General features: G+C 40.9%; 12 protein-coding genes and 6 tRNA genes. 7 read left to right on the forward strand and 11 right to left on the reverse strand.

Going from position 1 to position 15,366, the window contains the following annotated elements; genetic code table 11:
• Positions 1-93 precede the first annotated feature (93 nt).
• Entirely contained in the window at positions 94-1,281 is a 1,188-nt protein-coding gene (gene ubiF / locus PSE72_RS04490) for a 3-demethoxyubiquinol 3-hydroxylase (RefSeq protein WP_115167743.1), read from the forward strand.
• A gap of 69 nt (positions 1,282-1,350) precedes the next feature.
• Here the strand turns inward: ubiF and PSE72_RS04495 are convergent, their stop codons facing one another.
• From PSE72_RS04495 to nagB, 10 genes are all read right to left on the reverse strand, one after another.
• A complete protein-coding gene (locus tag PSE72_RS04495) occupies positions 1,351-2,694 on the reverse strand; it encodes a dicarboxylate/amino acid:cation symporter (protein WP_217007950.1) in 1,344 nt (447 codons plus the stop codon).
• Between the two features lie 557 nt (positions 2,695-3,251).
• A tRNA-Gln gene (locus PSE72_RS04500) sits at positions 3,252-3,326 on the reverse strand.
• A gap of 10 nt (positions 3,327-3,336) precedes the next feature.
• Positions 3,337-3,413 (reverse strand) — tRNA-Met (locus tag PSE72_RS04505).
• 50 nt (positions 3,414-3,463) lie between these two features.
• Positions 3,464-3,538, reverse strand: a tRNA-Gln gene (locus PSE72_RS04510).
• A gap of 31 nt (positions 3,539-3,569) precedes the next feature.
• Positions 3,570-3,644: transfer RNA gene (locus PSE72_RS04515), tRNA-Gln, on the reverse strand.
• A 31-nt stretch (positions 3,645-3,675) separates the two neighbouring features.
• Positions 3,676-3,760: transfer RNA gene (locus PSE72_RS04520), tRNA-Leu, on the reverse strand.
• Positions 3,761-3,767: 7 nt separating this feature from the next.
• A tRNA-Met gene (locus tag PSE72_RS04525) sits at positions 3,768-3,844 on the reverse strand.
• 371 nt (positions 3,845-4,215) lie between these two features.
• Positions 4,216-5,439 (reverse strand): DNA-binding transcriptional regulator NagC, encoded by a 1,224-nt coding sequence (gene nagC, locus PSE72_RS04530; RefSeq protein WP_115167741.1) that lies wholly within the window; start codon positions 5,437-5,439, stop codon positions 4,216-4,218.
• Between the two features lie 11 nt (positions 5,440-5,450).
• Entirely contained in the window at positions 5,451-6,614 is a 1,164-nt protein-coding gene (gene nagA, locus PSE72_RS04535; RefSeq protein ID WP_115167740.1) for an N-acetylglucosamine-6-phosphate deacetylase, read from the reverse strand.
• A gap of 75 nt (positions 6,615-6,689) precedes the next feature.
• Positions 6,690-7,493, reverse strand: a complete 804-nt coding sequence (gene nagB / locus PSE72_RS04540) for a glucosamine-6-phosphate deaminase (protein WP_004909001.1) — start codon at positions 7,491-7,493, stop codon at positions 6,690-6,692.
• A gap of 416 nt (positions 7,494-7,909) precedes the next feature.
• Here nagB and nagE point away from each other — a divergent pair, with 416 nt between their 5' ends.
• The 6 genes from nagE to glnS all read left to right on the forward strand — a co-directional run bounded on the left by nagE (position 7,910) and on the right by glnS (position 14,516).
• The gene (nagE, locus tag PSE72_RS04545) at positions 7,910-9,937 is read left to right on the forward strand and encodes an N-acetylglucosamine-specific PTS transporter subunit IIBC (RefSeq protein ID WP_115167739.1); all 2,028 of its coding nucleotides are present in this window, start codon (positions 7,910-7,912) and stop codon (positions 9,935-9,937) included.
• Between the two features lie 207 nt (positions 9,938-10,144).
• The gene (locus PSE72_RS04550) at positions 10,145-10,720 is read left to right on the forward strand and encodes a hypothetical protein (RefSeq protein ID WP_115167738.1); all 576 of its coding nucleotides are present in this window, start codon (positions 10,145-10,147) and stop codon (positions 10,718-10,720) included.
• Positions 10,721-11,050: 330 nt separating this feature from the next.
• Positions 11,051-11,413: a colicin E3/pyocin S6 family cytotoxin gene (locus PSE72_RS04555; protein WP_254178878.1), complete on the forward strand. Its 363-nt coding sequence runs from the start codon at positions 11,051-11,053 to the stop codon at positions 11,411-11,413.
• A 13-nt stretch (positions 11,414-11,426) separates the two neighbouring features.
• Positions 11,427-11,684, forward strand: a complete 258-nt coding sequence (locus PSE72_RS04560) for a colicin E3-like toxin immunity protein (RefSeq protein ID WP_115167737.1) — start codon at positions 11,427-11,429, stop codon at positions 11,682-11,684.
• Positions 11,685-11,863: 179 nt separating this feature from the next.
• Positions 11,864-12,679, forward strand: a complete 816-nt coding sequence (locus tag PSE72_RS04565) for a sulfite exporter TauE/SafE family protein (RefSeq protein ID WP_217007783.1) — start codon at positions 11,864-11,866, stop codon at positions 12,677-12,679.
• Positions 12,680-12,848: 169 nt separating this feature from the next.
• Positions 12,849-14,516 (forward strand): glutamine--tRNA ligase, encoded by a 1,668-nt coding sequence (gene glnS, locus PSE72_RS04570; protein ID WP_004909016.1) that lies wholly within the window; start codon positions 12,849-12,851, stop codon positions 14,514-14,516.
• Positions 14,517-14,897: 381 nt separating this feature from the next.
• On the opposite strand, the gene PSE72_RS04575 is transcribed toward glnS, so the two are convergent.
• Entirely contained in the window at positions 14,898-15,293 is a 396-nt protein-coding gene (locus PSE72_RS04575) for a DUF5329 family protein (RefSeq protein ID WP_115167736.1), read from the reverse strand.
• Positions 15,294-15,366 lie beyond the last annotated feature (73 nt).

Here is a 15,366-nt window from a genome sequence, read left to right on the forward strand (position 1 = left end):
TGAGAATCATCATTTTTCGGTACAATACCTTTATCAACGTGGTCACTGTTATCAAACAACAATCTTTATTAAACAATAAATAGTAGCGAACGTATGAATAAATTAATCGAATCTTATGATGTTGTCGTCGTTGGCGCAGGTATGACTGGCGCGGCAGCAGCATTGGGCTTTGCTCAAGAAGGCATGCGAGTCGCTTTGCTTGAAAAAGCACAACCTGCGGCCTTTGACCCACAAAGTGCTCCAGATGTTCGTATTTCTGCGATTAGCCGTGCTTCTGTTGAATTGTTGGAGCAATTAGGGGCTTGGCAACATGTTAAGTCAATGCGAAGTGCTCCATATCGCCAGTTAGAAACATGGGAAGAGCCAGAGAGCAATGTGGTTTTTGATGCTCAGAGTCTTGGGTTGCCTGAACTTGGGTTTATGGTAGAAAACCGTGTGTTACAGCTTGCATTATGGCAAGAATGTGAAAAATACAGCAATCTAGACCTTGTCTGCCCTGCGAGACTTATCAATTTATACCAACCTAAGTCACAAGAAGAGTGGATATTAGCATTAGATGATGGCCGAGCTCTGCAAGCTAAGCTTGTTATTGGAGCTGATGGCGCGAATTCGCAGGTCCGCAAAATGGCAGGGATTGGTAGCCGTGGCTGGCAGTATCGCCAATCATGTATGTTGATTAGCATTCAAACACAGCAGTCTCAGCAAGATAAAACATGGCAGCAGTTTTTTCCATCAGGGCCTAGGGCATTTTTACCGCTGTATGATAATTGGGCTTCATTAGTCTGGTATGACAGCCCTGCAAAGATTAGGCGTTTACAAGGCATGTCAATGGAACAGTTGACGGGAGCGATTTCTGAAGCTTTCCCTGAACGTTTAGGGCCTGTTAACGCAATTGCGTCAGGGGCATTTCCACTGACTCGTCATCATGCTCGTCGCTATGTAATAGATGGATTAGCATTGATTGGTGATGCCGCTCATACCATTAATCCATTAGCGGGGCAGGGAGTGAATTTAGGCTACCGAGATGTTGATGCATTGTTGAAAGAAGTGATTTACGCGCGCGAATACATACAGCCCTGGTATTCTCTTGATGTATTGAAGCGTTATCAACGCCGTCGTTTGCCTGATAATTTAATTATGCAAGCTGGAATGGACGTATTTTATATGGCATTTAGTGAAAATTTACCGGGATTGAAAATAGTTAGGAATCTCGGGTTGATGGCGGCACAACGCGCCGGAGAAGCGAAAAAACTGGCGTTGAAGTATGCGTTAGGGTTATAGAACTTATCTTAGATATATAAATAGGCCGCTAATTAGCGGCCTATTTATTATTAAGTGAAGAAGTTAGTGCTATTTATTATTGGCTAAATCAATCGGCTGAATGTGATTTGTATCCGTATTGCTGTTGTCATCCTCAGTAATCACTGAATCTAATGTTTCATTTTTTGCTGAAAATGCATGCGCCAGTTTTTCTGTGTCGAGTTCTTTTTCCCAACGCGCAACAACGATACACGCACATGCGTTACCCACTAAGTTAGTTAAAGCGCGGCACTCAGACATAAAGCGGTCGATACCTAAAATAAGCGCCATACCTGCGACAGGAACGCTTGGTACCACCATGAGTGTGGCTGCTAAGGTAATAAACCCTGCACCGGTCACACCCGCTGCACCTTTCGAGCTGATCATCGCAACTAACAGCAACGAAATTTGTTGCCAAATAGTGAGCTCAATATTAGTGGCTTGGGCAATAAATAATGCGGCCATCGTCATATAGATGTTAGTACCGTCAAGATTGAAAGAATAGCCCGTAGGGATCACTAAGCCGACAACCGATTTTTCACACCCTGCATGCTCCATTTTACGCATTAAGCTTGGCAGTGCCGCTTCGGAAGAAGAGGTACCTAAAACTAACCATAGCTCGTCTTTGATATATTTAATTAGCGCAATGATGGAGAAACCGTTGTATTTAGCAACTGCACCCAGAATAAGTAAGACGAACAACAGTGAGGTAATATAGAACGTCATAATCAGCATCATTAAGTTGCCAATAGATGAAATTCCATATTTACCAATGGTAAATGCCATTGCGCCAAATGCCCCGATAGGAGCGAGTTTCATGAGCATTGCTACCATTTTGAACACAGGTTCAGAAAAGTTTTGTAGTAGTTTTACAATGGGCTCGCCGTGTTTACCTGTTGCCGCCAATGCTAATCCGAAAATGACAGCAATAAATAGAACTTGCAGGATGTTGCCGTTTACTAATGGACTAATGACGGTATCAGGGATGATATTCATCAAGAAGCCAACTATCGAAGATTCGTGTGCTTTTTCAACGTAGGTGGCAACTTTAGTGCTATCAAGGGTTGCCGGATCAATGTTAAGGCCTGAACCTGGGCGAATGATATTCGCGACGATAAGACCGATGATGAGGGCGATGGTCGAGAAAGTGATGAAGTAGAGCATCGCTTTACCTGCGACGCTACCAACGGCCTTCATGTTTGACATGCCAGATATACCAGTAACAACAGTTAAGAAGATAACTGGCGCGATAATCATTTTAACGATTTTGATGAATGCATCACCAAGCGGTTTTAATGATTCTCCAATGTCTGGAAAAAAGTGGCCAAGTGCGATACCCAGAACGATGGCTACGATTACCTGAACATATAAGATCTTATATATTGGTTGCTTTATCATGTTTCGCATAAATTTTCTCTGTAAAAATGTTGCGTTTGGCAATTTATAATTATTAGGTTTAAAACTTTTATTAGAGTTTCTGAGAACTAATTTAGTTGGAATGGAAGAAGGGGCTGAATTTATTAGTACCAGAGGTTGATAATAATTTAACTGGTAATAATCATACCTAACTACAATTCGAGCGCAGATTACCACTTTCAGCAGTTATAGAGAAATGATTGAAGTCACATATTTGATAGAAAAGTTATGCAAACGTAAATTTTATGAGCTAAATGTTGCTTTAATATCACTTTAAACGATTAAGCTATTGGTTAATCGGTAATATTGGGATTAAATAAATAAGTAAATCACTAAAAAGTCATCATTTAAGCTAAAAATAGGGGTAGAAATATAGAAAACAGTAGAGATGAAGCCTCAACTTATTAAAAAATAGAGTTATCTGCTATTTTTTTATTTTTCATTTAATTTATCAATAAAATCGATAAGCAAAATTAAGATAGTTTAGGCAGAGAAAGAGAGAATAGGCGTTAATTTAAGTGATATGGAAAAGAGAATGGCTGGGGTACCAGGATTCGAACCTGGGGATGCCAGGATCAAAACCTGGTGCCTTACCGCTTGGCGATACCCCAACAAAAGAAATGGTAGCTACGACGGGATTCGAACCTGTGACCCCAACATTATGAGTGTTGTGCTCTAACCAACTGAGCTACATAGCCATATATAATTTCTTTGAAATGAATTGTGCAACTCTAGGTAGGATAGTAGATGGCTGGGGTACCAGGATTCGAACCTGGGAATGCCAGGATCAAAACCTGGTGCCTTACCGCTTGGCGATACCCCATCCGGGAATTCTACTATTGATTGTTTTAAGATGGCTGGGGTACCAGGATTCGAACCTGGGAATGCCAGGATCAAAACCTGGTGCCTTACCGCTTGGCGATACCCCAATCTTAAATTCAATGCTACCGAGAAGGAAAATGGTGCGGGAGACAAGACTTGAACTTGCACACCTTGCGGCGCCAGAACCTAAATCTGGTGCGTCTACCAATTTCGCCACTCCCGCAAAATAATGGTGGCTATGACGGGATTCGAACCTGTGACCCCAACATTATGAGTGTTGTGCTCTAACCAGCTGAGCTACATAGCCATCTTTTTTTGCATAACCTTCGTCGGCGTTGCGGGGCGCATTATGCTAATTACAGACCCGACAGTCAACAGCTTTTTGCACTATTTTTCAGAAAACGTGACTGTTTGTTTGTTGAATAATCATTTTGTCGATAAAGCCAGCAAAAAACAAGCCCGTATTTGAAAAAAATCACTTTTTGTCTTAGACGCTAGATAAATGTAATTTGGTTATGGTGTGAAATAAAACAGCGAAAGAGCTAAAAAATTTGTGTGGGGGAACAAAACGGAGGAATGGGGAGTATGCTAAAAGTGATGTATGGAATGCAGTGTTCAGTTTATAGACAATAAAAAAGCAGGTATTTCAACCTGCTTTAAAGAAACTCACGTCAAAAGTTAGCTTTCAAACAGTTTTTGTAATAATTCACCATTGAGCATCGCACGTTTAGTGAGTGCGAAAGCGCCTATTGCCGAGTTATGAACTAGCTGCGATGTGACAATGGGAAGATTCTCTCTAAATCCTTTTAAGGCTTGTGTATCAATGCAGCTTTGAATTGCGGGTAACAGAATTTGTTCTGCTTCCGTGATATCGCCTGCAATAACGACTTTTTCAGGGTTAAATAAGTTTATAGAGATAGCTATCGCTTTACCGATTTGCCGGCCAACGTGCTGGATAACTTCCGTAGCAAGTGGATCTCCCTTATTAGCGGCTTGGCAAATATGGGAAATCGTACAAGTTTCCAATGTAAGGGAGCTCGAATAGCCTTGTTCTAAACGCTGTTTTACGCGGGCTTCAATCGCTTGGTTTGAGGCAATGGTTTCTAAACAACCAAAATTACCGCAATGGCAAAGTTCGCCAAGAGGGTCAACTTGAATATGCCCAATTTCCCCGAGGTTACCTCGATGGTTGAGTAATATCTCTTTATTGATGACTAAACCCGCCCCTGCGCCTCTGTGGATGCGAACTAGTAGAGAGTCTTCGCAATCACGAGTAGCACCAAAATAGCTCTCAGCGAGGGCTAGGCTGCGAATATCATGCCCTGCATAACAGGTAATTTTAAAGTGTGCTTGTAAATTGTCGATGAGATGCCAATTGTCGACCTTGATATGTGGCATGTAGTAAACAATCCCACTATTTGGGTTAACTAGTCCAGGGAGAATAATAGAAATCGCGATCAGCTCTTTTAAGCGCTTGTGATTGTGCTCAATAAAATCTTCAAGAGCGGCAATCAACTTTTGTTCTACGGCTTGCTGAGAAGGCTCTGTGATAGGGTAATGGGCATCGACAATCATTTTGCCACCTAAGTCGTATAAGGCGATGGTGGCATCATAGCGCCCTAAGCGGACGCCAATCGTGTGAAAATTTTTGTGTTCAGAAACAATAGATATGGCACGACGGCCTCCAGTAGAGGCCTGTTGGTCAACTTCTTTAATTAAACCACGTTCGAGTAACTGGCGAGTGATTTTAGTCACACTGGCTGGGGCAAGTTGGCTTTGCTCCGCGATTTGAATTCTTGATATCGGGCCATGTTGGTCAATTAAACTATAGACGACAGCGCTATTTAGTTGTTTGACGAGATCAATATTACCAATTTGCTTCAGCGAGTGGCTTTGATTCATTAGCTAGTTACTCATTTTTTGTAGACTTCTGCTCCGTTAACATAGGTTGCAAGGACGTCGAAGTCGTGGTTAAACGCGGTTAAATTCGCAATTTTACCCGGAGCAATAGACCCTAAAGTTTCATCAACTCCTATGGCTCTTGCGGGGTAGAGCGTTGCCATTCTCAGTGTTTCATCTAATGGAATACCCACGTACTCTACACTGTTTCTCACGGCTTCTATCATGGTGAGTGATGAGCCGCTGAGTGTGCCATTTTCATCTACACATAATCCATCGCGGTAGTATATGGTTTTACCCGCGAAGATAAAATGATCCATTTCACCAGTTTGAGGATCTATTCCTGCCGGCGCTGTGGCATCAGTCACTAAAATTAATTTATCACCTTTTAAGTGCTTACTATTACGGATATTTGCCCACTGAACATGTAAGCCATCAGCGATAATTCCCGCATACACTTCAGGAGTGTCATAAATAGCACCAACTAAACCGGGGCCACGGCCTGAAATATATGGCATGGCGTTGAAAAGATGCGTTGAAAAGCAAATTCCGGCTTTAAAGCCCTGTTTAGCCTCTTCATACGTTGCATTTGAATGCCCAGCAGAAATAACAATGCCGGAATCTTTCAATTGATGAATGTAATCAAGTTCAACCATTTCAGGCGCTAAAGTGATTTTAGTGATGGAGTCTGCATGAGCAGCTAAATAATCAATCATCTGCGCGGATGGTTGGCGGATAAATTCAGGGTTATGTGTGCCTTTTTTAATAACATTAATATATGGGCCTTCTAAATGGAGCCCGAGAGCTTGGTTCTTGTGGTCTTTTAAGTACTCCGTCATGACCTCAATACCATGCTTCATCAATTCGTCAGAGCAAGTAATCAGCGTTGGCAGGTAACTGGTACATCCTGTACGCTCATTGGCTTTTTGCATGATATCCAAATTCTTTAATGTGACATTTTCTTTATTATCATTGAATTGGACACCACCACAGCCGTTGACTTGCAGGTCAATAAACCCTGCAGATAACGTCGCACCTTGTAGGTCATGTTGTGGAATATGGGAAGGTAATTCAGAGACAGGACAAACATCTTTGATGATTTCACCATCAATGACGACCGCATGGTTATCCAGTCTTTCATGACCTGTATAAATAATGCAATTTGTTAATGCATACATGGCTTAAAACTCCTGACCTCTGGAAAGTGGGTCACCGATCAGCCTTCGCTGATCGGGTGATTGATAAATATAATCTTAGTTAAACTTTTCAATAATTTCAGATTCTAGCTGTTTGAAATATTTAAGCGTTTTAACTTTTAATTCGAGTGTTGCGGGTTCATCACAGACGACCAGTGCTTTTGGGTGCATTTGCACGCAGCTCACTGTCCACATATGGTTAATTGAACCTTCAACTGCGGCATGAACTGCGTTCGCTTTATTCGCACCCGTTGCAAGTACCATTAACTCTTCAGCATCCATTAATGTGGCGACACCGACAGTTAAAGCAAATTTTGGTACTTGATTGATATCATTATCAAAGAAACGTGAGTTAGCTTGGCGCGTTTCTGGTGTCAATGTTTTAATGCGGGTGCGTGAGTTCAATGAAGAACCGGGTTCATTAAAAGCAATGTGACCGTCGTTACCTACGCCGCCCATAAATAAATTAATTTTGCCGTAAGATTTAATTTTATCTTCATAACGTTGGCATTCCGCATCAACATCTGGGGCATTACCATTCAGTAAATTAATATTTTGCGCTTGAATGTCGATGTGGTTAAAGAAATTTTCATGCATAAATGTGTGATAGCTTTGAGGATGATTAGCTGGAATACCAATATATTCATCCATATTAAATGTTACCACATGCTTAAAACTAACTTTTCCTGCGTTATATAAAGCAATCAGTGCTTTATAAGTGGCAAGAGGGGTACCGCCTGTTGGTAACCCAAGAACGAAAGGGCGATCAGCAGTAGGGTTGAATGCGTTGATTTTGTCAGCGATATACTGTGCGGACCAAATGCCAACATCATGCGCATTATTAAGTGGAATTAGCCTCATGTCTCAATTACCTCTAATAAGTCTGTGAAATCTTTCATGTATATATGTATCCCTGATGTTATTCATTAGATATAGGAATACTCGTTATACTTCAAATTTATTGTGCATTATCACTTGGTTGACATGCTATTTTTGTTTCAGGACATGCATTCAAGTGTGCTGAGAATATACAGGTTAATAGTACAAATAAGTTATTTTTAATCATAAAATAAGTTTTCGATAATAGCTAGTAATTTAGTCATATCAGTAACTCTTTCGTTGACATTTATCACAAATCGAACCTATTTATTTTGCATCGCGAAACAATTAATTTAGACTATGAAATTGATACTCTCAATAACCTAAATTATGATTTAGGTGTGTGAACAATAAGATCCCGTAAATGGGGCAAAAATAGGGCGATAAAGGGGGAGTTTGTGAATATTCTTAGCTACTTACAGCGGATTGGTAGGGCACTTATGGTGCCAGTTGCTGTACTACCAGCCGCAGCAATCCTGATGGGGATTGGCTATTGGATTGACCCAGATGGCTGGGGAGCCAATAGTGCAATCGCGGCGTTACTGATTAAATCGGGTGCGGCTATTATTGATAATATGTCCGTACTGTTTGCTATTGGTGTTGCTTATGGAATGTCAAAAGATAAGGACGGTGCGGCTGCGCTGACCGGTTTTGTTGGCTTTTTAGTCGTGACAACACTGTGTTCGCCGGCATCTTATTCCATGATCATGAATGTTCCGTTGGAAAGCGTTCCTGCGGCATTCGGTAAAATAAATAACCAATTCGTGGGTATCTTAGTTGGGGTATTGTCTGCTGAATTGTACAACCGCTACAGTGGCGTAGAGCTACCAAAAGCGTTGTCTTTCTTTAGCGGTCGTCGCCTCGTGCCGATTTTGACATCATTCTTAATGATCATCTTAGCCTTCATTCTGATGTATGTTTGGCCGGTGGTATATAATGGTTTGGTTTCTTTCGGTGAAAGCATTAAAGATTTAGGTTCTGTGGGAGCGGGTATTTATGCCTTCTTCAACCGTTTATTAATTCCTGTTGGTCTACACCACGCACTTAACTCTGTGTTCTGGTTTGACGTTGCTGGGATCAATGATATTCCGAACTTCTTAGGCGGCGCTAAGTCAATTGATGCCGGCTTGGCAACGGTAGGTATCACTGGTCGCTATCAAGCAGGCTTCTTCCCAATCATGATGTTTGGTTTACCTGGTGCGGCATTAGCGATTTACCACTGTGCTCGCCCGGAAAACAAAGCCAAAGTGGCTGGTATTATGATTGCTGGTGCGTTTGCGGCATTCTTCACCGGTATCACTGAACCACTTGAATTCTCATTCATGTTCGTGGCGCCAATTCTGTACGTAGTCCACGCATTGTTAACGGGTATTTCGGTTTATATCGCAGCAACAATGGAATGGATTTCAGGGTTCGGTTTCAGCGCAGGTTTAGTCGATATGTTATTGCAATCACGTAACCCATTAGCCGTTCAGTGGTATATGTTGATTGTTCAAGGCTTAGTCTTCTTCTGCATTTACTATGTCATTTTCCGTTTCATGATCCGTAAATTCAACCTGTTAACACCAGGCCGTGAAGAGAGCGCAGGTGATGAAACGATTGATGGTTATGACGAAAGCATTAGCCCTGCCGATAACAGTGACAGCGATATTCAAAAAGAAGCTCGCCAATATGTTGCAGCGGTTGGTGGTAGTGACAACATCGTCAGTATTGATGCCTGTATTACACGTTTACGTTTAGGCGTTAAAGATTCAGCAGTTGTTAACGATGCGATGACTAAACGTTTAGGCGCTTCAGGTGTTATCCGCTTAAGCAAACAAAATGTGCAAGTGATTGTCGGTACACGTGCTGAATTGGTCGCAAAAGCAATGACTGAAGTAATTGCAAAAGGCCCTATTGCCGGTTCTGCACCAGTTGCAGCAGCAGAAGAGAAAAAAGCCGCAGAGCCTGCGAAAACAAAAGGTAATGTGATTTTATCTCTGGTTGCGCCAGTCAGTGGTCAAGTGTTCTCCCTTGACGATGTGCCAGATGAAGCGTTTTCTAGCCGCATTGTGGGCGATGGTATTGCCATCAAACCAACAAGCAGCCAAGTGTTAGCGCCGGCGTCAGGTACGGTGGTGAAAATTTTCGAAACTAACCACGCATTCTGCCTTGAAACAGAAAACGGTGTTGAACTCATTGTTCATATGGGGATCGATACGGTTGCACTGAAAGGTGAAGGTTGCGCACGTTTAGTAGAAGAAGGTGCTGAAGTAACCGCTGGCACACCAATTCTGAACCTTGATTTACCGTTCCTTGAAGCCAATGCTAAATCGATGATTAGCCCTGTTATCATCAGCAATATTGATGATTTTGCAGGCGTCGAGATTTTAGTTGAAGGCGACGTGAAAGCAGGTGAAACCGTTATTTATAATGTTCTGAAATAATTCAGTTTAATATTATAAGTGAGTAAGAGGGTGGCTTAGGCCACCCTCTTTTTTTATGCAGCTTAAATAAGAAAAAGATAATCATATAGGGCATAACAAATAATGATAATCAGTATCAATTGAGTCCAGTGCATAAAGAAAACATAATTAATTGTTAGCTTTGTGGGCAGTGTTTGGGATAACACACTCTTTTGATAAGGAACATCCATGCAGCAAAATGATGACATCATGAACATATTGAAGTGTAACCTTTGCCCTAGGTGTGGGGAACAAGATTGCCCTTTTCTGACATATGATAAGCGTGCTAAACAGATGATGGATGCATTTAGGCGAGGTGATTTTTTAGAAGCACAAAAAATATATATAAAAACATTTGCACAAACACTATCTATGCTCAGGGAGGATTTTAAAAGTAAAATAAAAATATATGAGTCAGTAACAGACAGCCTAAGATATAAAATTTTTGATAATCAAGCAGTAACAATTTCTCCTGTACTTACTTCAGCATTAAATGCTTCTTTATCAACCTTAAAACCGTCCCCTCTAATAATCAGCCATGCTGCACCAGTCAGTACTTTCAAACTCGGTATCACCCCTCTTTCTAACAGTGACCCTCTAGGTACTGTTATTGGGCGGTCGGTGGGATTAGGTATTGGATTACTAACATATTCGCCACCAGCGGGTGCACCCGGAATAGATACATTACATGGCTTTTCAAAACATGATTTTGATTATTTAACAAGGGCATTGTTGAAACTTATGCCGTTCCTACAGAGCATATAAGTAATGGACAAAAAATTATTGAATTAACTCCAACAAATTCACCAGTCGAGACTCGAGTTATACCAGCAATCCCCACTGAACAAAAAGGGCTTTTTAGTTATTCACTGCCAAATGAACAAAAAGATAGATATATACAGATAGGAAAACCTGAGGTTTTCACAGGTACTCCCTTACCTAACCCGAAGAGATTGAAATCGTTACCTGGTGAAATATATGATATTCAACGGCCTTCAGGCATCCCGATTAGTTCACCTTCTTTTCCAACTTCCGTTATAAATTCAAGTTCTAACCCGCAATCTCCTTTTATTATTGTTTTTTCTGAGAACATCGGTGTCAAGCCAATTTATATTGCGGCAAGCAAAGGCGGTAAGAAAAATAAAGGGAAAAGATGATGAAAGAAAAGGTGTTAAAGAAAAAGGTCATTCTTATCATCCTGCACCTAAAGTTGATGAAATAAAAGGCTTAGGTGAATTAAAGCCAGTGCAAGGAAAAACGCCAAAACAAGGTGGTGGGGGACGGCGTAATCGGTGGGTTGGTGACAAAGGGCGTAAAATCTATGAGTGGGATTCTCAACATGGAGAATTGGAGGGATATAGAGGTAGTGATGGGCAGCATATAGGTGTATTCGATCCAAAAAGTGGTAAACAATTGAAACCAGCAGATCCTAAACGTAATATAAAAAAATATCTATGAAGAGGAATAAACAATGGGATTAAAACTACATACTCAATGGTTTGATAAGCAAACTGGTGAATTTATGGGTGAAGAATATTCAGAAGATTTTGGAGATGATGATTTTCTGATAGATAAAACAATTGATCCTAAAGATGAAAATATTATTAACAACGGAGTATTTGATTTGCAAAAAGAATGGGTAATTGAAATTCAAAGTCATGTCATTCATCAAATTGATTTAGATAAATTTGTGTATCAAGTTTCATTTGATTATCGGGACGAATGGTAATTATTATTCATGTTTGAATGATGTTAAATAAAGGGAGTTGAGCTCCCTTTATTTGTATTCATCAATTTGCATTTATTAATAACATTGGCGAAATCTCAAACAAGGTTGTCAAATCTGCATAAGCAAGGGGCTTTTTTCATCGATAAGATATTTTCTCAATGACTGATGAGGAATTTTCTGTGGAACTGCTTCTGTGCTTATTTGGCTTTATTTCGGGGATCACCACCGCACTATTTGGTTTTGGTGGCGGCTTTATCACCGTTCCACTGTTATATGCGCTAATTACCTTAGTATGGGGGCCACAAAGCGATGCAGGAACCGTGGCAATGCAAATTGCAGTGGCAACATCCACTTGCGTGATGATTTTTTCATCAACATTATCAAGTCGCGCTCATTATTTAAAAGGAAATCTCAGCTGGCCAATTATAAAGCCATTTATTATCCCTATTTCAGTGGGGGGGATATTTGGGGCGATTGTATCGTTATCGGTAGATAATGAATTAATTCGTTGGATATTTATTGGCTATCTCATCATCACTATTTTAGATTGTTTTATTCGTCCCGGTTTTATGAAGACAGAATCTACGGGGATACAACTCTCTCGTGGTGGTATTTTTGCAGATACTCCGATTGGTGTGGTGATTGGCGCGGTAGCGGCATTTTTAGGTGTTGGTGGCAGTGTGATGACTGTTCCATTAATGCGGCGCCGTGGTGCCAGTATGATCCAAGCCGCTGCCTTTGCGAATCCATTGACATTACCAATGGCGATCACGGGTACATTAACCTATTTTTATTTCGCTATTGATAAACACATTGACCTCGGATCGGGCTTTCTGGGGATGATCTATATCAAAGGGGCATTAATTTTAATTGTGACATCGTGGCTAGGGATACGTTTTGCTTCTTTATTAATGCCTTACCTTAGCGATAAACGTCATGCCCAAAGTTATCCACTACTGTTACTCGTGGTTTTAGCTGTTATGTTACTGGTTTAAAATCGCGTATTTCGGTAGGCAAAAATGAGGTTTTTGTCCTAAATTCCTTCTGATCATCGCTTTTGCCGCACTTGGCGCAATCAAACGGTTGTTTCCTGATTGATTATGGTAGAATATATTTAGTTACTACACGCTTTTAGCGCGCTTTTGGCATTGAGGAATGATGACAATGAATGAGGCAGATGCTCGCCCAACAAATTTTATCCGTCAGATCATAGATGAAGATCTGGCGACCGGAAAACACACGTCAGTGCATACGCGTTTTCCACCTGAACCGAATGGCTATTTACATATTGGTCATGCGAAATCAATCTGCTTGAATTTTGGCATTGCCAAGGATTATCAAGGCCAATGTAATTTACGTTTTGATGATACCAACCCTGTAAAAGAAGATGTCGAATACGTTAACTCGATTCAAGAAGACGTTAAATGGCTTGGTTTTGAGTGGAGCGGTAATGTTCGCTATTCCTCTGACTACTTTGATACCTTGTATCAATATGCAATTGAGCTGATCAAAAAAGGCTTAGCTTACGTTGACGAGCTCAGCCCAGATCAAATTCGCGAATATCGTGGAACATTGAAAGAGCCGGGTAAAAATAGCCCATACCGTGAGCGCCTTATTGAAGATAACTTAGCATTATTCGAAAAAATGCGTGCGGGTGGCTTCGAAGAAGGAAAAGCGTGTTTACGTGCGAAAATCGATATGGCATCCCCATTTATGGTGATGCGCGACCCGGTTTTATATCGCATTAAATTTGCGGAACATCACCAATCTGGCAATAAATGGTGCATTTACCCAATGTATGACTTCACGCATTGTATTTCTGATGCATTAGAAGGTATTACGCACTCTTTATGTACCTTAGAATTCCAAGACAACCGTCGTTTATATGATTGGGTATTAGACAATATCACCATTGATTGCCATCCACGTCAGTACGAGTTTTCTCGTCTGAATTTGGAATACACGGTGATGTCTAAGCGTAAATTAAACCAATTAGTCACTGAAAAACACGTGCATGGTTGGGATGACCCTCGTATGTTAACCATATCAGGCTTACGCCGTCGTGGTTATACTGCAGCCTCTATCCGTGAATTTTGCCAACGTATTGGTGTGACAAAACAAGACAACAACGTTGAAATGGCCTCTTTAGAGTCCTGTATTCGTGATGATCTGAATGAGTCAGCACCACGTGCTATGGCGGTTATTGACCCAGTTCGTGTGGTGATTGAAAACATGCCAGCGGGTGAAGAGATTTTAACAGCGCCAAACCATCCAAATAAACCGGAGATGGGAACGCGCCAAGTGCCATTTAGCAATGAAATTTATATCGACCGTGCAGATTTCCGTGAGGAAGCGAACCGCCAATATAAGCGTTTAGTATTAGGCAAAGAAGTTCGTTTGCGTAATGCATACATTATTAAAGCAGAGCGTGTTGAAAAAGACGCAGATGGTAACATCACAACCATCTACTGTACTTATGATGCAGGCACATTAAATAAAGACCCAGCAGATGGCCGTAAAGTGAAAGGCGTTATTCATTGGGTAAGTGTCGCTCACGCATTACCTGCAGAAATTCGTCTGTATGACCGTTTATTCACTGTGCCAAACCCAGGTGCAGAAGACGATTTCTTATCGGTTATCAATCCAGATTCACTGGTTATTCGTCAAGGTTTTGTTGAGCCGAGCCTGAAAAATGCCGTGGCAGAAAAAGCGTATCAGTTTGAACGCGAAGGCTATTTCTGTGCGGATAACAAGTTAAGTAGTGCAGAACATTTAGTCTTTAACCGGACTGTGGGGTTGCGTGATACTTGGGCGAAACTCGAAAATTCTTAATTTGATGTCCCCGTCATACTTTGCACCACAGGGGTGTTGGCTTCATTAAGTTACCCGATTCACATACTTATGTATGCTCACGGGATAACTTAATTTGCCGCCTACCTGTGGTACAAATTATTTAGGGGCCAGATCGAGTATTAGCACAAAAAACGCTGACAAATAAATGTCAGCGTGAGGTTGTTGACAAAGCGGGATAAAAGCGTGGTTTTTCCCGCTTTGTGTTATCAGCCAAAAATCAATAAATTGATTTTCCTCGTTTATTTTCAAAACCTATTAGACTTGCCGCCAAACATAGTATGTTTGTCAGCAGTCTGACGCTGACAAATAAATGTCAGCGTTTTTTATAGTAATCTACAAAGCCTACAAAATCTGAAGAACCTATTTGGATTTGCTATCCACTTTTTCTTTTAATAATTCATGCAGATATTCATTCGCGGAAGTCACATTACCTTGCGCATCTTTAACTTGATACTCTTCGCCAGTAATGGACGATTTTGAAGCTACGTTATCAATAAATTGTTCTACAGTTTTGAGGCGTTTTTCTGTTTTACGCAGTTTTAATCGCAAATGAGATTCTGCGTCAGCGGCAGAATATTCAGTGCCATTACGTGTAAAAGTAAGGTTTTGTTGTTTACCAAGCTCTGCTAATAATGATTCAGTACGCATTTTTTCTTCAGGGCTTAACGCAAGGGCTTGAGTAGTCACAAAAATACTTAAAAAAAGGACTAAAGCAGATGAAAAACGGTTTGATAGTTGGGCTGTGAGTGATTGCACGAATTTCTCTCCATAGAAAAAAGGTGAGTAAATTATAAGCAGTCTTTTAATTTAAACTATCGGTAAGATTCCT

The organism is Providencia sp. PROV116 (genome assembly GCF_028482485.1).
GTDB lineage: Bacteria > Pseudomonadota > Gammaproteobacteria > Enterobacterales > Enterobacteriaceae > Providencia > Providencia rettgeri.